General features: G+C 60.6%; 12 protein-coding genes and 10 pseudogenes. 13 read left to right on the top strand and 9 right to left on the bottom strand.

Going from position 1 to position 19,381, the window contains the following annotated elements:
- A complete protein-coding gene (locus GA829_RS35975; protein ID WP_195180458.1) occupies positions 1 to 1,614 on the bottom strand; it encodes a Mu transposase C-terminal domain-containing protein in 1,614 nt (537 codons plus the stop codon).
- Between the two features lie 153 nt (positions 1,615 to 1,767).
- Here GA829_RS35975 and GA829_RS35970 point away from each other — a divergent pair.
- The 4 genes and pseudogenes from GA829_RS35970 to GA829_RS37840 all read left to right on the top strand — a co-directional run.
- Positions 1,768 to 3,021 (top strand): annotated as a pseudogene (locus tag GA829_RS35970) (Mu transposase domain-containing protein); the annotation flags it as partial.
- Entirely contained in the window at positions 3,018 to 3,911 is an 894-nt protein-coding gene (gene istB, locus GA829_RS35965; protein WP_195180457.1) for an IS21-like element helper ATPase IstB, read from the top strand. The pseudogene GA829_RS35970 and the gene istB (GA829_RS35965), both read left to right, overlap by 4 nt.
- Positions 3,912 to 3,965: 54 nt before the next feature.
- Positions 3,966 to 4,464: pseudogene (locus tag GA829_RS37215) on the top strand (tyrosine-type recombinase/integrase); the annotation flags it as partial.
- 9 nt (positions 4,465 to 4,473) lie between these two features.
- A pseudogene (locus GA829_RS37840) lies at positions 4,474 to 4,667 on the top strand (transposase zinc-binding domain-containing protein); the annotation flags it as partial.
- An 82-nt stretch (positions 4,668 to 4,749) separates the two neighbouring features.
- Here GA829_RS37840 and GA829_RS37205 read toward each other — a convergent pair.
- The gene (locus GA829_RS37205; protein ID WP_258052476.1) at positions 4,750 to 4,941 is read right to left on the bottom strand and encodes a hypothetical protein; all 192 of its coding nucleotides are present in this window, start codon (positions 4,939 to 4,941) and stop codon (positions 4,750 to 4,752) included.
- Between the two features lie 108 nt (positions 4,942 to 5,049).
- On the opposite strand from GA829_RS37205, the pseudogene GA829_RS35945 reads away from it, so the two are divergent.
- The 4 genes and pseudogenes from GA829_RS35945 to GA829_RS35935 form a co-directional block, all read left to right on the top strand.
- Positions 5,050 to 5,618: pseudogene (locus GA829_RS35945) on the top strand (IS110 family RNA-guided transposase); the annotation flags it as partial.
- A gap of 81 nt (positions 5,619 to 5,699) precedes the next feature.
- Positions 5,700 to 5,949, top strand: a pseudogene (locus tag GA829_RS35940) (transposase); the annotation flags it as partial.
- Between the two features lie 1,153 nt (positions 5,950 to 7,102).
- Positions 7,103 to 7,327 (top strand): DUF6894 family protein, encoded by a 225-nt coding sequence (locus GA829_RS37745; RefSeq protein ID WP_374940455.1) that lies wholly within the window; start codon positions 7,103 to 7,105, stop codon positions 7,325 to 7,327.
- Between the two features lie 41 nt (positions 7,328 to 7,368).
- Positions 7,369 to 8,202 (top strand): IS5 family transposase, encoded by an 834-nt coding sequence (locus GA829_RS35935; protein WP_195180454.1) that lies wholly within the window; start codon positions 7,369 to 7,371, stop codon positions 8,200 to 8,202.
- A 945-nt stretch (positions 8,203 to 9,147) separates the two neighbouring features.
- Here GA829_RS35935 and GA829_RS35930 read toward each other — a convergent pair.
- Positions 9,148 to 9,481: pseudogene (locus GA829_RS35930) on the bottom strand (integrase core domain-containing protein); the annotation flags it as partial.
- A 148-nt stretch (positions 9,482 to 9,629) separates the two neighbouring features.
- Between GA829_RS35930 and GA829_RS35925 the strand changes: the two are divergent.
- Positions 9,630 to 9,776 (top strand): hypothetical protein, encoded by a 147-nt coding sequence (locus GA829_RS35925; RefSeq protein ID WP_195180517.1) that lies wholly within the window; start codon positions 9,630 to 9,632, stop codon positions 9,774 to 9,776.
- Positions 9,725 to 10,776, top strand: a pseudogene (istA, locus tag GA829_RS35920) (IS21 family transposase); the annotation flags it as partial. The gene GA829_RS35925 and the pseudogene istA (GA829_RS35920), both read left to right, overlap by 52 nt.
- A 107-nt stretch (positions 10,777 to 10,883) precedes the next feature.
- On the opposite strand, the gene istB (GA829_RS35915) reads toward istA (GA829_RS35920), so the two are convergent.
- Together istB (GA829_RS35915) and istA (GA829_RS35910) are read right to left on the bottom strand one after the other, a co-directional pair.
- On the bottom strand, positions 10,884 to 11,660 hold the full coding sequence (istB, locus tag GA829_RS35915; RefSeq protein ID WP_195180453.1) for an IS21-like element helper ATPase IstB: 777 nt from the start codon (positions 11,658 to 11,660) through the stop codon (positions 10,884 to 10,886).
- A 17-nt stretch (positions 11,661 to 11,677) separates the two neighbouring features.
- Positions 11,678 to 13,231: an IS21 family transposase gene (istA, locus tag GA829_RS35910; protein WP_195180452.1), complete on the bottom strand. Its 1,554-nt coding sequence runs from the start codon at positions 13,229 to 13,231 to the stop codon at positions 11,678 to 11,680.
- A gap of 171 nt (positions 13,232 to 13,402) precedes the next feature.
- On the opposite strand from istA (GA829_RS35910), the pseudogene GA829_RS35905 reads away from it, so the two are divergent.
- The 3 pseudogenes from GA829_RS35905 to GA829_RS37200 all read left to right on the top strand — a co-directional run.
- Positions 13,403 to 13,747 (top strand): annotated as a pseudogene (locus tag GA829_RS35905) (IS21 family transposase); the annotation flags it as partial.
- A pseudogene (gene istB / locus GA829_RS35900) lies at positions 13,737 to 14,442 on the top strand (IS21-like element helper ATPase IstB); the annotation flags it as partial. The pseudogenes GA829_RS35905 and istB (GA829_RS35900), both read left to right, overlap by 11 nt.
- Before the next feature lie 45 nt (positions 14,443 to 14,487).
- Positions 14,488 to 14,790: pseudogene (locus tag GA829_RS37200) on the top strand (transposase); the annotation flags it as partial.
- Between the two features lie 12 nt (positions 14,791 to 14,802).
- On the opposite strand, the gene GA829_RS35895 reads toward GA829_RS37200, so the two are convergent.
- Genes GA829_RS35895 through GA829_RS35880 form a run of 4 tightly spaced genes read right to left on the bottom strand, consistent with a single transcriptional unit; the run spans position 14,803 to position 19,075 of the window.
- Positions 14,803 to 16,077, bottom strand: a complete 1,275-nt coding sequence (locus GA829_RS35895; RefSeq protein WP_195180451.1) for an SAM-dependent methyltransferase — start codon at positions 16,075 to 16,077, stop codon at positions 14,803 to 14,805.
- 29 nt (positions 16,078 to 16,106) lie between these two features.
- Entirely contained in the window at positions 16,107 to 17,291 is a 1,185-nt protein-coding gene (locus GA829_RS35890) for an NAD(P)/FAD-dependent oxidoreductase (RefSeq protein ID WP_195180450.1), read from the bottom strand.
- Positions 17,288 to 17,995, bottom strand: a complete 708-nt coding sequence (locus tag GA829_RS35885) for a class I SAM-dependent methyltransferase (protein ID WP_195180449.1) — start codon at positions 17,993 to 17,995, stop codon at positions 17,288 to 17,290. Before GA829_RS35885 ends, GA829_RS35890 begins: the two co-directional genes overlap by 4 nt.
- Positions 17,996 to 19,075, bottom strand: coding sequence for a type III polyketide synthase (locus GA829_RS35880; protein ID WP_195180448.1), 1,080 nt, complete (start codon positions 19,073 to 19,075; stop codon positions 17,996 to 17,998).
- Positions 19,076 to 19,381 lie beyond the last annotated feature (306 nt).

Below are 19,381 nucleotides of genomic sequence, written 5' to 3'. Positions count from 1 at the left end.
TCAATCTGTATCCTCGACAAAGGGTACAGGTTTGCTGGAGTCGACGCCGCGGAGCGAGCCCCATCCCCGATCATCCACCTTTGATTTCGACGAAGCCTTCCCGCGTCGCGCCGCCGCCGTCTTTCTGGTCGCCGCTTCAATCAGCTCGCGCTGCGCGATTGCTGTGCGGACGATGGTGCGGGTGTCGAGTTCACGACGACCTTTCGCCAGCAGGCTGCGTCGGGCGGTCACCGCCTCGTGCAGCGTTATCGAAGGCAGGGTCACATCGGCATAGCGGGCTTCCACAAAATTCCCCGATGGCCGTCGCACGAAGACGCGCGCCATGTCGCGGGGGTCGTATTTGACAAGCAGGCGCCGGTCCGACCGCCCGACGTCGGCGCTGAGAGCGGCCGACCAATAACGCAGGCCGAACAGGTGAATGCCCGTCGGCCGCAGGGTTCGCTCCTCTTCGGGCAGGAAGGTCAGCCAAAAGCGCATTCGATCTTGTGGCAGTCGAAGGGGGATCTCACCTTCGTGGTCCCGCCAGACTGCAAGCGGCGGGCGACCAAGGCTGCTGTGGATCGACTGATGGTAGGATCCGACGATGTCCAGGGCGATGTAACGCTCCAGCTCCCGCAGTGTCAGTGCCGCGTGCCGCTTCGGGTCATACTCACCAAGCTCCTGTTCGTTACTGAACGTCGTCCCAGGCAGTAGATGCAGCTTTCCCATCCGCGTTCCGATCAGCCGCTCGATATGACCGCCGAAGCGTGGCTCGCCCGGCGGCCGCCATTCGATTGCAACGCCGGCATCCTGGCACCCTCTCTTGAATGCACGGCTACGGAAGTCGGCGCCGTTGTCGACGTGCAGCAAGTCCGGCAGGCCAGCGACAGGCCATGGATCCGAGATCTCACGTTCCCTCAGCCATGCCGATTTGTCGAAGACGGAGTGCAGCAGGCACAGGCTGGTTGAAAGCCGGGACGGTGCATCCATCGTCAGATAGAAACCGGTGACCATCCGGCTGCACACGTCCATCGCCAACGTCAGCCACGGCCGGCCAACGGGCTGCCGGTGCTCCTCATCGACGACAAAGACGTCGGCCTTGGTATGATCGATCTGGACGATCTCCAGCGGGCGGGACGCGCCAAGGGCGCCAGGAACGGCGGTTGTCGCCTTCACGATCTTCTGTTCGCCACGCCGTTTCGCGCGCTTTTGCAGGTCGATGTCTGTAAGGCGTGCCCCGATCGTGCGGCGATGCGGCGGCTTCACCCCGACCGAAAGGCAGTTCGTCTGCACGTCCCGGACCAGCTGCGAGACCGTCGGCCGGGTCCGCTTCAGGTAGTAAGCTGTGATCGTTGACCGGACGATTTGCTCTCGTTGATCGTCCAGAACACGATGGCCCTCCGGCCGTCCGCGCTTACGACCTACCAGCGACAACACGGTCCCGCCGCTGCGGAACAGCTTGATCAGTCTGTACGCCGTCGCCTGGCTCACTTCCATTTCGGCAGCGAGGTCGGCAACCTGTGCGGCTGTCGCGTTGCCGATCCTGCCTTTCAGGAATTCTCGGATCGCATCCGCCCGCCGGCACGCTTCGTCCCAAAGCGCCTCGTCAATCTCGTCAGGGAAGGGATCGTTCATGGTAAGTCCGCTAGCAAAACACCGCGAACTGTATTCTCACGTTAAGTGACAAAAGCCAACGTGCATTATCAAATTAACTGCTCATTCTCAAATTAAGTGCCAGCGTAACCATTTGAAATCATTGGAAGGGCATTATCACTATTAAGTGCCAAGCAACAGCTGCGGCGGCACCCGGAACTGAGCGCGGGCATTCGCCGGACGTTGGAGCGGCGCATCCGGTCATGGCGCGCCATACACGGCGAAGAGCAGGAGGTTATCTTCCGACAGCTTCACGAACCCGGCCGGCTCGGGCTGTCGGATTTTACCGACATGGGCAGCCTTGGCGTGTCGATCGCCGGCCAGTCTCTTGATCATCTGCTTTACCACTTCCGGCTCGCTTGGTCCGGCTTTGAACACACCCATGTCATTCTCGGCGGCGAGAGCTTCGTGGCCCTGGCCGAAGGACTGCAGAACGCGCTGTGGTCGCTTGGGGGAGCGCCGCTCTATCATCGCAGCGACAGCCTCTCGGCGGCTTTCCGCAACCTCAGCGCCGATGCGAAGGAGGATCTCACGCATCGCTACGAAGAGCTTTGTGCGCACTACCGCATGACGCCGACCCGCAACAACAAGGGCATCGCACACGAGAACGTTTCGATCGAAAGCAGCCATGGCCATCTCAAGGATGCCATCCGTGACGCCCTTCTGATGCGCGGCAGCAGAGACTTCGACGATCTCGGCGCGTATCGCGCCTTCATCGACGAGATCGTCAGCCGGCACAACGCCAATCATGGCAAGCGCATCGATGCCGAACGCCCTCATCTGCAGGAACTCCCAGACCAGCGGACCAGCGACTTCGAAGAGGTGGTCGTCACCGTGTCGCGGACCGGCGGCTTCACCTTGCGCAAGGTCTTCTACACCGTTCCCTCCCGCCTGATCGGACATCGACTTCGCATCCGTCTGTTCGATGATCGCCTTGAGGTCTTTGTGGGAGGAACAAAGCTGATGACGCTGCCCAGGGGTCGAGGCCATGCCGACGGAAGGCACGATCAGGTCGTCAACTATCGGCACGTCATCCATTCCCTGCGCAAAAAGCCGATGGCGCTTCTTAATCTCATCTATCGTGACAAGCTCTTCCCGCGGCAGGAATACCGCAGGGCCTTCGACGAGCTCATCGAGCGGCTGCCGGACAGGCAGGCGTGCAAGATCATGGTCGATCTGCTGGCGCTGGCCCATGATCGAGGCTGCGAGCGTGAGCTTGCCGAGCAACTCGCCGAGACCCTCGACGCCGGCGACCTGCCCGATATTGCCGTCTTGCGAACCCTCTTCGGCCCGGACCCCGCACGGCTGCCGACCGTGTCGGTGCAACTCGCTTCCCTTAACGGCTATGAAGCCCTGATCGGGGCAATCCATGTGGGAGACGTCGCATGAGCAACGCCCACACCATCGACGAAGCCCGCCTCGGCATCATGCTCAACGAACTCCGGCTGCCGACGATCAAGACGCTCTGGCCGCAATTTGCCGAGCAGGCCGATAGAGAAGGGTGGCCCGCCGCCCGGTTCCTCTCGGCCATCGCCGAGCATGAACTGGCCGAGCGCGCGCATCGCAGGATCGAACGGCATCTGGCCGAAGCGCATCTGCCGCCCGGAAAGACGCTCGACAGCTTCGCCTTCGACGCCGTACCCATGGTCTCCAAGGCTCAGGTCATGGCCATGACCGCCGGCGACAGCTGGCTCGCCAAGGGCGCCAATATCCTGTTGTTCGGCCCACCCGGCGGCGGGAAGAGCCATCTCGCGGCAGCGATCGGGCTTGCCCTCATTGAGAACGGCTGGCGCGTGCAGTTCGCACGAACCACCGATCTCGTGCAGAAGCTCCAGATCGCGCGGCGGGAGTTGCAGCTCGAATCCGCTATCGCCAAGCTCGACAAGTTCGATCTGCTCATCCTCGACGATCTGGCCTACGTCACCAAGGACCAGGCCGAAACAAGCGTGCTCTTCGAACTCATCTGCGCAAGGTATGAGCGGCGCTCCATCATGATCACCGCCAATCAGCCCTTCGGAGAATGGAACAGAATCTTTCCAGACCCCGCCATGACCCTCGCCGCGGTGGACCGACTTGTTCACCACGCAACGATCTTCGAGATGAACGTCGAAAGCTACCGGCGCAGATCCGCCATGGAAGCCAAACGCCAGCGCGGCAGGCCCGCCTCTTACGCGACAATCAAGAACACACACGAACTTGTCGCGGAGCGGCAATCAGAGATCGATGAAGGCCTTGCCAGCGACAATCAGCATGATAATTTGCCCGTGACCGCGACCTGAGAATCTCATCCAGATCGCCGCTCACGTCTCATCCTGATCGTCGCGCTATAAACGAGGAACCGGGTCGCTCTGATGACCACCTATGCGGTGGGCTTACGCGCTGCGGAGGCGGCGTGTCTGCAGGTGAGCGACATCGATAGCAGCCGGATGGTCATTCGCATCGAGCAGGGCAAGGGCGGCAAGGGCCGCTATGTGATGCTGTCGCCGCAGTTGCTGGAGATTTTGCGCGTCTATTGGCGGTTGACCAAGCCGGGGCGATGGCTGTTTCCCCGGCGCGATGGCGGCGGCCCGATCCACCCGCAGACCTTGGGGATCCTGTCGAACGGCCTGCGAGTTCCTGGGCGTTGAGAAGCGGGTGACGGTGCACACCCTTCGCCACAGCTTCGCCACCCACCTTTTGGAAGCCGGCACGGACATAAGGATCATTCAGGTGCTGCTGGGCCATCGCAGCCTGGCGACGACTACACTTTACGCCCAGGTCTCAACGGCTGTGATCGGCCGGACCGCCAGTCCTTTTGACCAACTCCACATGGAGATCACGCCGCCCGGCTGAGCCGCGCGCATGCGTTCGGATCTGGAAGTGGCGGATGTATTCCACCGCCACGGGGTTGATTATCGCCGTGATCATGCCGGCCATCTCGGGCGTGTCGAGCGCCGGGTCATGGCTGCGGTGGAGGCGGCCGGACCGCGGCCCTGGACGGTCATGCCGAACACTGCACCGACTGCGGCCTCGTGCGGCAAGCCTATAACTCCTGCCTTATGGGCAGATCCAGTAATGGGGAGCTGGCGGCGGACCTGATCGCTCTTTCACGCATTTCGCCGCCGGCCCGGCTCACCATTACGAAGCGCTCTTGAGCAGTGCCATCAGCTCTCGGTGGTCGCCAGCGTGGCATGGCCCAGCCACAGCGATACTTTCCGGATGTCTTGCGTCGTTGTCGGTCGGCTGGAAGGTGCCGCGCCGCAGATGCGGTGGCACGATCGCTTCCATGGCTTCGAGCTTTTCGGCTGGATCGCCGCGTGTGTAGACCACGCTACATGAAGGGGCCGGAACAAGATGGGGTGGTTGCCGCCCACCTCAGACGGCATCGAATGTGCCAAAATAGTGGGTGACCCACCAGCAGAGAGGACGGCAACCGCGATGAAAGATACGATGATCGGCATTGACCTGGCAAAAACAGTTTTCCAGATTCATGGAGCTTCGATGACAGGAAAGTGCGGTTTCGCAGGAAGTTGTCGCGTCAGCAGTTCCGGCACTTCATGGCCGAACAGCCGCCGGCGATTGTGATCATGGAAGCCTGTGGCAGCGCCCACTATTGGGCACGGGAGATGGCAAGTCTTGGCCATGAAGTGAAGCTGATTGCCCCACAATATGTTCGGCCTTTCGTAAAGAGGCAGAAGAACGATGCGGCGGATGCCGAAGCGATTGTGATTGCAGCGCAGCGGCCGGAAATGCGTTTCGTCGAGCCGAAGCCGAAGTCGGAGGCTCAGCAGGCCAGAGCGGTATTGTTCCGGGCAAGAGAACGTCTTGTTCGACAACGCACGGAGATGGTGAATGCGCTACGTGCGGTTCTCTACGAGTTTGGGCACATTGTCCCCCGAGGGATGGTCCAACTGACCCGCATGCAGGAAATTGCGGACGCACCGAACAGTGGCCTTCCCAAGCTAGCCCGTCTTATGCACGACGACCTGTCTGAGAGGCTGGCGGATGTAGCTTAAGCGCTTGATGTGGCGTAGGATTTTAGTGCTGAAGCCATTCCTGTCGCCCACATTTTGCGAGCCACACCCGCCATGACCGACGATACGTTGCTGCCGTTCTCATTTCCAGCCGTTGGGCGCAAGAAGATCACAGCTGCGTTTGACGGCGCACGCATCACCTCGGATTGGTGGCGTCATGCTTTTGGCCGCGGCCGAGCGGCGCCTGCACCTGGCTGACAGGCTTGCCGCTGCGATCCAGGATCCGCGCGATCCAGCGCGCGTGACGCACGCCATGGCTGACATCCTGCGCGCCCGCATCTTCGCCATCGCCTGCGGCTATGAATGTTCGTCAGCGCGCGTAGTGAACCTTTGAGCCGAGGGGCTTCGCTTATCTGCTCAAGCAGCACGCCGCGGTCGCTGCTCACCAGCAGCCCGGCCTCCCAAGAAGCGCGTCTCGCCTCATGTGCTCAGGCACACCTGCGCGATGATCATCCTGCAGGCGTGACAGCTTCGCCATGATCGGTACCAGAGCTTCAATCACGGCGCGTTCCCCTCCGAGCACTGAGTCCTTTAAGTCGATGGGGCGGGCAATGTCGGCTCCGAGGGAATTTCGGGCGGCGTTTCAGGAGGAATTTCCGTCGGCTCGTTCTCGGGTATCGGATGGTTGTCAGGCGTTGGCGGAGGTACACCAGGCGGCTCTTGGGGCGGGATTTCCGGCGGGGCCGGCGGTCGAGCCGGCTCGGGGTTGGGATCTTGAGGCGTTGGTGTGGGCTTGTCAGGACCAGAGTCATTCATTGCCGGCCTCCTATGATAGCGCTCAACGACGTCCATGGCCTGCTGGTTCCCTCACAAGGGCCCCGCAATGGTCGGACCACGGCACCATAATGGGGCGATGCGCGCCAACGCCATCTGGAAGAGGGCCGTCGAGAATTTCGCAGCCCTCCGCTGGATCAGGGCCGGGCGCAGGCGCTGAAGGAATTCTTCACGCGCGGCCGCGCGACGGCGGGGCTTTGCGATTTTCAGGATCGCTACGTGTGGAAGCTGCTTGCCGGGTTGACACCGTTCCCCAGATGCAAAGGGGTGCTCCTTGGCTTGACGAATGCTCGAAACCGTCAGCTTGCCCGCTGTCGTGGAACAGGTCACAACTACGTTTTCGCCGCCCTTGAGCGTCTTGGATTCGATCCCTTCGGGCAGACGCGATCGTCTCGCCACCCGACGCGAGGAGAGAGCCTGCTGAACGAAGCCAGGTCTTGTCCTCGTCCGATTCCCGGTGGGCCGCCGTCGTAACCGGCGTATTCAGCGCTCAGGCCGCCATCGCCAGCTTTGCACTGCTGATCGCGGGCGGGTCGCTGTTGGCGGCGTCATCGCCACAGCGTGGGTTCTGCTGGTGCGATGGCTTGGCGACAAGCGCCTGATGATCGCCGCCTCGACCAGACTAGGTGGGTCGCTTACCTGGCCTGTGAAGGCGTCACGGTTCCGAGGGAACGCTTTGTAGTATGATGGGTTTATATGCATCGTCGGCATCGTCGTTTTGTGTTGGCGACAAATATAACTGCGCGTGCGGAGCGAGACGAATGCCTCGGTACTTCTACGACATGCATGATGGAAGCGAGTTCTGCAAAGATGATATAGGTATTACGTGTTCCTCGCTTGACGAGGTAAGTCGCCAGGCCGTTTCCACCTTAGAGCCCGATTGGAAAGAGGTTGAGCGATATCAGTGAGTTGTGATTCCTCGTCGTTGTCGAGACGATGGAGGATGATCATGACCTGGACTGATACCGCCCGGCGCGAGCATAATCGGGATCGGGCGCGCTATCCAAGCGATTTGACGGACCGGGAATGGGCTGTGATTGCGCCGCTTTTGCCGGCGGCGAAGCGTGGCGGTCGTCCTCGGACGACCTGTCTTCGGGCTGTGATGGATGCGATCTTGTATCTCGGATCGAGCGGTTGCCAGTGGCGCGCGCTGCCCAAATGCTTCCCGCCGGTATCGACCGTGCGCGGCTACTTCTACGACTGGCGCGACCTGGGGCTGTTTGCCTCGATCAACCATCTGCTGGTGATGGCGGCGCGCGAGCAGGCGGGCAAAGAGGCCAGTCCGACAGCCGGCATCATCGATAGCCAATCGGTCAAAACCACCGAAAGCGGCGGGATTTGCGGGTATGACGCGGGCAAGAAGGTGAAAGGCCGCAAGCGCCATATCGTCACCGACACACTCGGCTTCCTGCTCTTCGTGCTCGTTCATGCCGCCGACATCCAGGACCGGGACGGCGCGCCCGAACTGATCAAGACCATTCGTTTCCGTTTCCCATGGCTGCGCCACATCTTCGCCGATGGCGGCTATGCTGGCGCGAAATTGACCGATGCTCTCGTCGGTCATGGCCTGTGGACCATCGAAATCGTCAAGCGCTCCGACGCCGCCAAAGGCTTCGTCGTCCTGCCGCGAAGATGGGTGGTCGAGCGAACCTTCGCGTGGCTCGGACGCTGCCGCAGACTGGCTAAGGACTGGGAGAAATCCATCGAAAGCACAACCGCATGGGCCAACATCGCATCCATCCGCATGCTCACCCGCAGGATCGCAAGACCCTCATATCATTGAACAACTTTCGAATCGGGCTCTTAGCTGACATCGCTCGTGACGAACCTACCACGGGGCCTCTCAAGACATGCTGGGTTAAAGCTCGCCACGAGAATGGGAGCTATGTTTTTCGGTCAGCGGTCACGCTCACTTCGGCTTGGATCTTGGAAATAGTGGATGGTCAGCGCCAACCTGGGCGAGATCGTTGGGTGGCCGCTCTGCTGCGGACAAAAACACAGGTTAGGGCACTCAGACGAGAATTTGCCGAGGATGGCTTTTCTGGGGATATGGATGCGCTTGACAGCCTCCTCTCAGTGGCGGAAGCGGAAGTTGACCGACTGATGAGGAAGAGGAACCCCAGGCGAATTTCCTAGCAGGGCAACAAAGCCCGTCGCTTTCTAGAGACCCTTTGAAGCGACACCAACCAAATTCACTCGGCGCGAATTTCCAGTGCTATGCACTCGATGCCAATTGTCCGCCAGCTTTCGTCGCTGGCGTTTTCCCTCCGGGACTCGCGGCGTGGCTTTCCATCGAGCCGGGATTGGACCTTTTTCACATTCTGGACAGCGCCGGATTGCCTTGACCACCGCGCCTCCTTCGGCTGATACGCGTCTCGCGAACGGGAGATGCAGCGTGAAGAAGTTTTATGCGAGACCCACCCTTACTAAGGCTGGCAAGCTTTCCTCGGTCGTAGCAGTTAGCCAATCGAAGGGCGGCCTATAAGGAACGGCTGGTAGCCCAACCTTCACACCCGATGTTTAGTGGGCTGGAGTGTTCAGAGATGCCCAAGGGATTGCAGAATCAGGACGCTTGAGAGACCGAGCAGCGCGATTCCATCCAACCGGTCGATCCAAACTGCGTTCGCGCCGGCCAAGAGCCTCGCTGCCCGCGATCCAAGCGTTGCGTAAAGCATCAGAACGAAAACGTCCGTCTGGCCTGCCCCCATCAGGTGGTCCGGGGTTACTGTTAGTGCATGATGGGTCTTGGCGCTACGGCCGGGGTGGCCGGCGAAGCTGGTCCGGTTGCGCAGCCGGCCACATGATTGCTCCGGCGCGGGCGGTCTATAGCTCAGCGATGAATGCGGTCGCACCGTATTGTAATGCTGCTGCCAGCCTTCGATGACGATCTGGGCTTCCTTCAGCGTGTAGAAGATCTCACCGTCGAGCAGCTCGTCACGGAGCTTCGAGTTGAAGCTCTCACAATAGCCATTTTCCCAAGGGCTTCCAGGCATGATGTAGGCGGTCTTGGCACCGACAGCTGCAATCCATTTGCGCAATTCCTTAGCGATGAACTCCGGACCATAGCACCTACAGAAGGATTGGGCGGAGGCGGCCGAGACAGCGGTGCGCGCAGCTTTTCGCTGCAGGCGCGCACCGCTCGATGCAGCCATGGCCAGTCAGAGTTTCTCTAGAATGTGAATGTCACAACCTATTCCGGAGAGACCGACCATGACCATTTCCAATTCTATACCTGCGGACGCCTTGCTGGTAGCGATCGATATCGCCAAGATACGCAATGAAGTTCTGATCGAAGCACCTGGCGACAAGCGCCGCCGCCGCTTGACCCCTTCGCCGAGAAGCTATCCGGCTGGCTGAGGACTGAGGCGGGGAAGTCGCGCAAACAGCGGCGGACCGTGAAGCAGTTGCATGCCGATCTTGTGACGCTCGGCTTCACTGGCTCTTATGGCTGGGTGGCAGCATTTGCGCGGGGGTGGCGGGCAGATCGCCAGCTCGAGCAACAGACCACGGGGCGCGGCACCTTTGTTCCGCTGTCTTTCCGCCCGGGCGAGGCTTTCCAGTTCGACTGGAGCGAGGTCTTCGCAGTTCTGGGTGGTGAGCGCACGAAGCTGCAGATGGCGCATATCAAGCTGTCGCACAGCCGGGCCTATCTTCTGCGCGCCTATCCATTGCAGACCCACGAGATGCTGTTCGAGGCGCATTGGCAGGGGTTCCGGGTCTTTGGCGGCGTGCCCGGGCGCGGGATTTACGACAACATGAAGACGGCGGTGGACCGTGGCGGGCGGGGCAAGGAGCGGCAAATCAACATGCGCTTCCTCGCCATGACAAACCACTATGTCTACGAGCCCGAGTTCTGCAATCCGGCCGCAGGGTGGGAGAAAGGGCAGGTCGAGAAGAACGTTCGGGATTCCCGCCATCAGCTGCTGCAAGGGATGCCGGACTTCCCCGACCTGGCCGCACTGAATGCCTGGCTGGAACAGCGTTGCCTGGAACTGTGGCGCGAGACCCGCATGGCAAACTGCCCGGCACGATCGCCGATGTCTGGGCTGAAGAGCGGGCCGCGCTGATGCCTTTGCCCGTCGCCTTTGACGGCTTCATCGAGTTGAGCAAGCGCGTGTCGCCCACCTGCCTGATCAGCTTCGAACGCAATCGCTACAGTGTTTCGGCGTCGTTCGCCAACCGGCCTGTCAGCCTGCGGATCTATCCGGACCGGCTGGTCGTGGCGGCCGAGGGCAATATCCTGTGTGAGCATGCCCAGATCATTGAACGTAGCCACCACCTGCCGCCGAAGACGATCTACGACTGGCGGCACTATCTGGCGGTCGTTCAACGCAAGCCCGGCGCCCTTCGGAATGGCGTGCGCATTTCGCAAAAAAGGGACAGCCGTTCCGCTAAGTCGCGGACAGCAGTTTCACTAATTCCCGGACAGCTGGATGCGGTCGGTTCCTGGTTGCCTGGTTGAAGTCATTTGCGATTGATTTCGCCGTTTTCGTCGCCGGTCAAGGGCGGCGGTGTTTTTTGCTTTCTCATGCTGTCTCCTTCGAGCGCGATGCGATGGGCGTTGTGGATGATCCGGTCGAGAATGGCGTCGGCGATTGTCGGCTCTCCGATCATGGCGTGCCATTGCGCGATCGGAAGCTGGGCTGTGATCAGGGTCGATTTCCGGCGATAGCGTTCCTCGAAGATTTCCAGCAGATCGAGGCGTTGCTGGTCGCTCAGGCTGTGGGTTCCCCAGTCGTCGAGGATCAGCAGTTGCACGCGGGCCAGCTTGTCGATGAGGCGGGGAAAGCGGCCGTCGAGACGCGCCAGGGCGAGATCCTCGAACAGGCGCGGCATGCGCAGATAGAGGATGGAATGGTCGAGCCTCGCCGCCTGACGTCCGAAGGCGCAAGCCAGCCAGGTCTTCCCCGTGCCGGTCTGCCCGGTGATGATCAGGTTCTCATGAGCCTTCAGCCATGCGCCCTGGGCCAGCGAAAGCGTATTGCGCCGGTCGAGCCCGCGATGGGCAGCGAAGTCGATGTTCTCGATACAGGCATCGGCAAAGCGTAGCCTGGCGACGGCGAGCCGATTGGTCAAACGCTTGTCGGCGCGGACGGCGGCTTCACGATCGAGCATCAGGCCGAGCCACTCATCGCGGCTGAGATCGTCGGCGTTGTTTTGTTCGGCCAATTCCCGGTAGGCGGTCGCCATTCCGCCAAGGCCGAGAGCCTGCATCTGGTCGAGGGTGGGATGTGTCAGCATGGGTTTTATCCTTTCCTTCACTGATAGTAAGAGCCGCCGCGGATGTTGGTGTGCGGCGGCGCGGGTTTGACGGGCTCGGCCGAGGACCTTGCCCGATCGAGGCCGGATTTGAGGATGGCGCTCACCGAGGAGTAGGTGATCGCATTGATGGTCAGCGCCCGTTCACAGGCCGCTTCCACACGCTCGCGTTCGTAACGGCGGGAAAGCGAGAGGATGCCGAACGCGGAGCGGTATCCCTGCTCGGGATGAGGTCGGTCGCGCATCATCCGCTCGACCAGAATGGCTGTGTTGGCGCCGATGCTGGCCGCCTGCCTGATCAGGCTCGCCGGCGTCGTGTTGGCATAGCGCTGGTGCGCCTTGGGCATGTGCTCGTTGACGGTGACATGGCCGGAGCGCTGGGAGCGGCGGATATGGCTGGCGATCCGCTTGTGGTCATGGAAGATCTCGACCACCCGGTGCGTGAGCCGCACATCCACGCGCCGCCCGATCAAGCCATGCGGCACGGAATAGAAGGTCCTGTCGACCTCGACATGATAGTCTGGATGAACCTTCGCCGATTTCCACTCGGCATATTCGAACGGCGCCGGCGGCAATGGCGACAGTGCCGCCCGCTCGATCTCCTCGAACATCTCCCGGCGGGATTTGCCGATATGGCGCATGGGCCGGTTGTTCAGGTCCTCCAGCAGAACTGCGATGGCGGCATTGAGATCAGCGAGGCTGAAGAAGCGCCTGTTGCGCAGCCGGGCCAGGATCCAGCGCTCAACGATCAGCACCGCGCCCTCGACCTTCCCCTTGTCCCTCGGCTTGCGGCTTCGGGTCGGTAGGATCGTCGTGTCGTAGTGCTCGGCCATGGCCGCAAACGTGTGGTTGAGCGTCGGCTCGAACCACAGCGCCTTGACGACGCCGGCCTTCAGATTGTCGCAAACGATCGCCTTCGTCACGCCGCCGAAGAAGCTCAGCGCCCGGCACTGGCCCTCGATCCAGTCGGGCAGTTTCTGGCTGAAGCTGGCGTGGGCGAAAGTGAAGGACGACGCGCCCAGCACCGCCACGAAGATCTGGACCTGGCGGATGACGCCGGTATCGGGATCGACGACCGATACGGTGTGCCCGGCGTAGTCGGTCTGCATCACCGCGCCCGCTTCGTGCCGGTTGCGGAACGTCGCGCTCGCCCGGCGCTGGAACATGCCGAACCTGTCGCAGAACCAGGTGTAGCCATAGCCGTCGGGATGAGCGGCGCGATATTCCTGCCACAACAGGGTCAGCGTTACGCCCTTGCGCGTCAGCTCTCTGGCGATCATCGCCCAATCCGGCTCGCTCAAATCCTGCGGCGGACGGCCCACCCGGCGGAACAGAAGCCGTTCAAGTGCCGCGTCGTCGTCGCAACCCGGAGGCAGCGGCCAGCCCGAAAGCCCCGCCTCTCGCGCCCGCAACAGATACGTCGAAACAGAGGTCTTGCTGATCTTCAGCCGTTCCGACACAGCACGCACCGACAGGCCATGCTCATGCGCCAGGCGCAGGATCGTTCGTATGTCCTTCACGCTCGTTCGTCTCGCTTGCTTCCGTCTTGGCATGGCCCCTCTCAACCCAATGATGAGAGGGCAAAGTGCCAGAACGGCGCTCCCGAGAACCGACCTCAGATCCGCCCCGAAAAGTGTCCGGGAATTAGCGGAATCACTGTCCCGTATTTACTGAAATCGCTGTCCGCGAATTACCGGAATCGGTGTCCGCGATTTAGTGAAACACGCAATGGCGCACCCTTCGTAGAATTACCACCTGCCTTCAGACAGTTGCAGGATCACATGCTGCGCAAACCCGGCGGCGATCGGGAGATGGTGGATATTCTTGCCCTCGTGCTGCAGCACGATGAACAGGCCGTGCTCACCGCCGTGGAGCTGGCGCTGACTGAAGGCGTGCCGACCAAGACCCATGTCCTGAACCTGTTGCACCGCCTGATCGACGGCAAGGTGATCGGCGGGCCGCTACTTGATACCCCGCAGGCCCTGGCCCTGCACCGCGAACCCAAGGCGAACGTAGAACGTTATGATGGCCTGCGCGCCCAAACTGTCGGAGGCCGCCATGCGTCATGACCCCGCCAGCGGCGCCATCGTCATCATGCTGCGCAGCCTGAAGATGTATGGCATGGCGCAAGCCGTCACCGATCTGATCGAGCAAGGCGCGCCAGCCTTTGAAGCTGCTATCCCGATCCTGTCGCAACTGCTGAAGGCTGAGTTGACGGAACGCGAAGTGCGCTCCATCGCCTATCACATGAAGGCCGCGCGCTTCCCGGCCTACAAGGACCTCTCGGGCTTTGACTTCTCCGCCAGCGAGATCAACGAGGCCACCGTTCGGACGCTGCATCGCTGCGAGTTCATGGACGGGGCGCAGAATGTCGTGCTGATCGGCGGACCGGGGACCGGAAAGACCCATGTCGCGACCGCCCTCGGCATTCAGGCCATCGAGCATCATCGCCGGAAGGTCCGCTTCTTCTCCACCATCGAGTTGGTCAACGCCCTCGAACAGGAAAAAGGCCAAAGGCAAGACCGGACAGATTGCCGAGGCCCTGGCAAAGCTCGACCTCGTGATCCTTGACGAGTTGGGCTACCTGCCGTTCAGCGCCTCGGGCGGGGCTCTCCTCTTCCATCTGCTGAGCAAGCTCTATGAGCGCACCAGCGTCGTCATCACCACGAACCTCAGCTTCAGCGAATGGGCCACGGTCTTCGGCGATGCCAAGATGACCACCGCCTTGCTCGACCGCCTGACACACCGCTGTCACATCCTGGAGCTGTCCGCGACTTACCGGAATTGCTGTCCCGCAATTACTGAAACACGCATACTGGCGCCTACGCTTCGAGCTGGTGACATCGTCATCCTCGACAACCTGCCCGCTCACAAAGTCACCGCCGCCCGCCAAGCGATCGAAGCGGCTGGCGCGAGAATGCTCTTCCTAACGCCTTACAGCCCCGACTTTAACCCGATCGAAAATGCCTTCTCGAAGCTGAAGTCGATCCTCAGGAAAGCAGCCGCTCGCAACATCCCCGAGCTTTGGGACGCAATCCGCGACGCGCTGCCACGCTTCACCGCCGAGGAATGCACAAACTACTTCAGCGCCGCAGGATACGAGCCAGAGTGATCAGATTCTGCTCTAGCGATAGATATCAGCACGTGTCGGCGGCAATCCGCTGGAACCTCGCGCCCGCTTGGTCGCGATCGTCTGAAAGATCTGAGCCGAGGCCCGTTCGAAAGTGATTGAGCAGCCGGCTAGATAGAGTAGCCAGAGCCGTGCCTTCGCTTCTCCAACCTCGGCAATCGCCTCGTCGAACCGCGAATTTAGGCGCTCTGCCCAGAGCCGGCAGGTCCGTGCATAATGCTCGCGCAAATTCTCGGCGTCGTAGACGAGAAAGCCATGTGCTTCGAGATTGCCGAGCGTCATGCCGATTGTGTCGAGCTCGCCACCGGGAAAGATATATTTGATCAGCGCCTTGAATTCAGGACCTTTGCGCAAGGTCTTCTTCATGTCGCCCTTGCTTCGTCTGGTGATGGCGTGATGCAGATAGATGCCGCCTTGCTTGAGGAGGCGATGGACGGTTGCGAAGTAGGCGTCGTGATTTGCCAGGCCGAGATGCTCGAACATGCCGATCGACGATATCTTGTCGAATGAACCCGAGAGTTCAGCATAGGATTTGATCTCGATGGTGATGCGGTCCTCAAGTCCTTCGGCGTGGATGCGTTCCCGTGCAAGTTTGGTCTGGGCATCCGATAGCGAGACGCCGTGGCCGACAACGCCGTAGTTTTTCGCGGCGTGGATGAGCATTGCTCCCCATCCGCATCCGATGTCCAGAAGCGTTTCACCGGGCTTTAGCCGGAGCTTGCGGCAGATATGGTCAAGCTTGTCGGCTTGCGCCTGATCGATCCCATTGGCGAAATCCGTGAAGTAGCCGCAGCTGTAAACCATCCGTTCGTCGAGGAAGAGCTGATAGAAGGCGTTTGAAATGTCATAATGGTGCTGGATCGCCTCCTGGCTTGAACCGCTGACGAACGAGTTGCGCCCGGAAAGGTCGGTTCGTGCCGACATCTGCTTGCGGGATAAAAGCACGGCAGGCAGGTCACGCAGGATGGCCAGCTTCGGCAAGGACTTCAGTTTGGTCCGAAGCTTGCCTTGCGACGGCAGTGCATAGAAGTCGAAAATAGTCCCGTCTTCGATGTCTATCGTCTTGGAAATCCACATTTCGATCAGCGTCGACAAGGAGGGCCGCCTCAACACCTGCCATACGATGTCCTGATCGTTGATGGTGAGCACCGGGCCGGCCGTAGGACCAATCCGCTCGCCGGTCCAAAGCCGGACCGCGAACCCTGGCTTGAGGGTCTCGATGACCGTGCGAACGATCCGTGCGGCGCGGTCGGCTGCCTTGTCTGACATTCAAGTGCCCTGTCTCAACGCTGATAAGATCATGAACTTTGACTCAAGAGCGGGCGAGTCTTTCCACTCAGCGCAGCGCCTATCGACAGGCTTGCGGGAAAAACCCTTACGAAGGCTCCCATTGCCGATGCCGTTTTTGGAAAAATCGCGAGACGCGCCAAAAATGATGCGACGTGGATTCTTGTCGAGAATTGTTTTTGCCAGGCAGCAGAATATTTTCGTGCGGTTGCGGCTCGTTCCGGCGGTCCCCAACTGGTTGATCTTGAAAGCTGTTGCGCCAGCATCCAGCCGGATTGCAGCGCCATCGATATGCCCTCCGCAATGATAGGATGGGACTCGCCGGCGAGATTGCCGACGCGAAAGACGTCCTCCTTGTAGCGCTCTCGAATGCCCGGCCTGATCGGGCCGGCAGCCAGCCATTCGCCATGCAAGGATGCACCACCAATCGCATCGGCCGCCGCCGGACAGGACGCAAGGATATGTGCATGAACCGCAGCGGCTGCGGGAAGCCCGGGATACGACCTACGAACGGTGTCCAAGGCATCGCGGCGCATGCAGCAGGAAAGCGATAGCCGACCGCCGTCCGACCAAACCATGCCGCCATAGCCGCCTGGGAACACCAACAGGGGCATAAGGTCCGCCGGGAGCGACGCGTTGCTAAAATGTGCCTTGAAGCCGAGGAAATCCGATCGGTCGTGACGCTTCTCAAGATTGCTGACAAGTTTGCCGGGTTCCCAGGATCCGTGAGCGGCTATGATGACGGGTGCGATCAGAGTTTCTTGGGACCGACGCGTTTCGATTGTCACCCGGGATCGATCGCCATGACCAGCAATCTCGACGGCACGCCAAGGCTGGAACACGGTTACGCCCGCGCGGCGGGCGGCATCGCGCAGCAAGCAGTCAAGTACATCGCGCCCTAGGGCACGACCGAAAGCCTCTCCGTGCGCGCGCGGCATTGGCGCTTCAATGCTGGGGCCTGATGCGAAAAGGGCGATCCGTCTGACTTCCGGGCCTCCAAGGGCGCGAAATTCGGATCCGACTCCCAGAGAGTCGAGAATCTGCAGGTTCACTGCCGAAATGAATTCGCCGCAAACCTTCCGGCGAGGGAACTCGCTGCGTTCGACGATTGCGACAGAGCGCCCTTGTTTTGCCAGCGCCAGCGCAGCGGCAGCGCCTGAGGGTCCCGCGCCAAGAATGATGGCATCGAACTTCATTGGATCCGTTCCGCAGCAAAAGCGTGGGTAAACGGCCAAATAAAGCGTTCCTCGAATTTCATCGCCGCGGCGTCTGACCACAAATTCGTCAGGTGCTTGCCGTCAAAGCCCGCACGCACGCTGGCCGCCGCGTCATGCATCGTGACATCGTTAACGCCAATCAGCCTCAGCATCGAACAGCCGGCAAGCGCCAGTGCATTGCGCCTGGGCTCGGTGGCAACGAAAACATTCGTCCGCTTCTGCAAGGTGGCAAAGAGGCCGCCAAGCGCATCGTCGCTGAAGTGGTGGAGTATGAGATTGGCACAAACCAGATCGAATTGTTCGTTTTCGGACTGTTCGAGCCATTCGAAGATATCCGCGGTGACCGGTCGCGCGCGCCAGCCATACGAAGCATACGACTCGCACATGGACTTGGTCACCAGGTCCGCTTGATCCAGCATCACCAGCTCGACACCGCGCCAATTGCTTCCCATCCGCCGCGCCACCGCCAGCATCAAGGAGCCATCTCCGCAGCCAAGCTCAAGGATCCTTGCAGGCGGGCTGAGGACGTGTCGGCGCAGCATTGAGGCCATGATCCTTGTCTGCAACATCAACGCGTTGATCCACAGCAGGTCCCGCCGCGACGCCATTGCTCTCGCATCGTCGATGGGCAATTCGTCGAGCAGTTCCGCAACGATCGTGCGTGCGTCGAGACGTTGGGCCACCTAGGCGTTCCCGCATGTCTGAAACATCATAGTTTCGGCGGTCAGTCCTGGGCCGAAGGCCATGCCGCAGCCAAGCTTGCCGCTCGCTTCCTCTCGAAGCATCCGCTCAAGCACGAACATGACAGTTGCAGAGGACATGTTGCCGTTTTCGCGCAGAATGCCCCGCGCCGTGTTGAGCGCATCCTTGTCGAGGTCGAGCGATCTTTCTACAGCATCAAGCACTGATCTGCCGCCCGGGTGCACAGCCCAGAGATCGATTTCTGGAACGCTTTTGCTCCCAAGTATAGTACCAATATTTTCCTGAAGGGCAGTGTGAATAGCACCCGGCACTTGGCCCGATAGCACCATGTCGAAGCCGTCGTCCCGCACCTTCCAAGTCATCAGATCGGCCGTTCCAGCGGCAACTACAGCTTGGAAGCGCTCGAGTCGAAGTCCAAACGGGTCGGCCGTGACCAGAGCCGCTGCCGACCCATCGCCCCACAGGCAAAACGAGAGCAATTTCTCCATCTCGGTCGTCTGCCTCAAATGCAGGGTGCAGAGTTCAACATTGACGACCAGGACCCGCGCGTGGGGCTCCGATCGAACGACATGACGCGCCAGTTTAAGGGCATTGATGGCCGCATAACAGCCCATGAAGCCGATGATCGTGCGCTCAACGCCAGTCGGCAGGCCGCATCGCGCCATGATCTCTAGATCTAGACCTGGTGCGGAAAACCCGGTGCAGGTGGTGACGATTAGGTGAGTGATCCGATCGCGATCTTCCCCGGCCAGAACCTTCTCAACGGCTTTGGACGCAAGCACCGGCGCTGCATCGGCAAACATATCCATGCGTTTTGCCGTTCCCGGAAAGGCGTCTCTCAGGAAGATGCCATCGTGGTCGACGCTTGCTCCTTGGGGGCTCTCCGATGGCGCAAAGCATGAAAAGCGATGCTCTATACCTCCTCGATCAGCCATTCGACCGAAGATCGCCTGTCGCCGGGGTTCCTCGGTCAGCTGCGATGCAGCAAAGTCGATGAAGAACCTGTGGACGTCATGGATTGGAACCGACGTCGAGATTCTGTTGGCATAGGCTTGGGGCATGCGATCTCCGGACCGACCAGGCTTATCCTCCCAAAGGTCAGCGGCCCTTCGATCAGGTGCATCAATGACTGACGCGTTTGGAAATAACGAACGGCTGGGGAAAAAGTCGCAGTTGCATCGAGATATTCTAAGGTGGGGCTGCAAGTCTGAAACGATTGCGTTGAGGCGATCTCATATCTGTCTGATGAGCCACCAACGAGCGAGAGCGTCTCAAACTGCTGCCATTCCACGCTCGACGGCTTCTGTCAGCCAAGCGAGATTCGCGCTGGCCTTCGTTCAATCTGTCGGCCATGGTCTCCCTGGTAT

The sequence above is a fragment of the Mesorhizobium sp. INR15 genome (genome assembly GCF_015500075.1).
Classification (GTDB): Bacteria; Pseudomonadota; Alphaproteobacteria; order Rhizobiales; family Rhizobiaceae; genus Mesorhizobium.
Note: the sequence above shows the minus strand (reverse complement) of the source record. Positions and strands in the feature narration are given on the sequence as shown.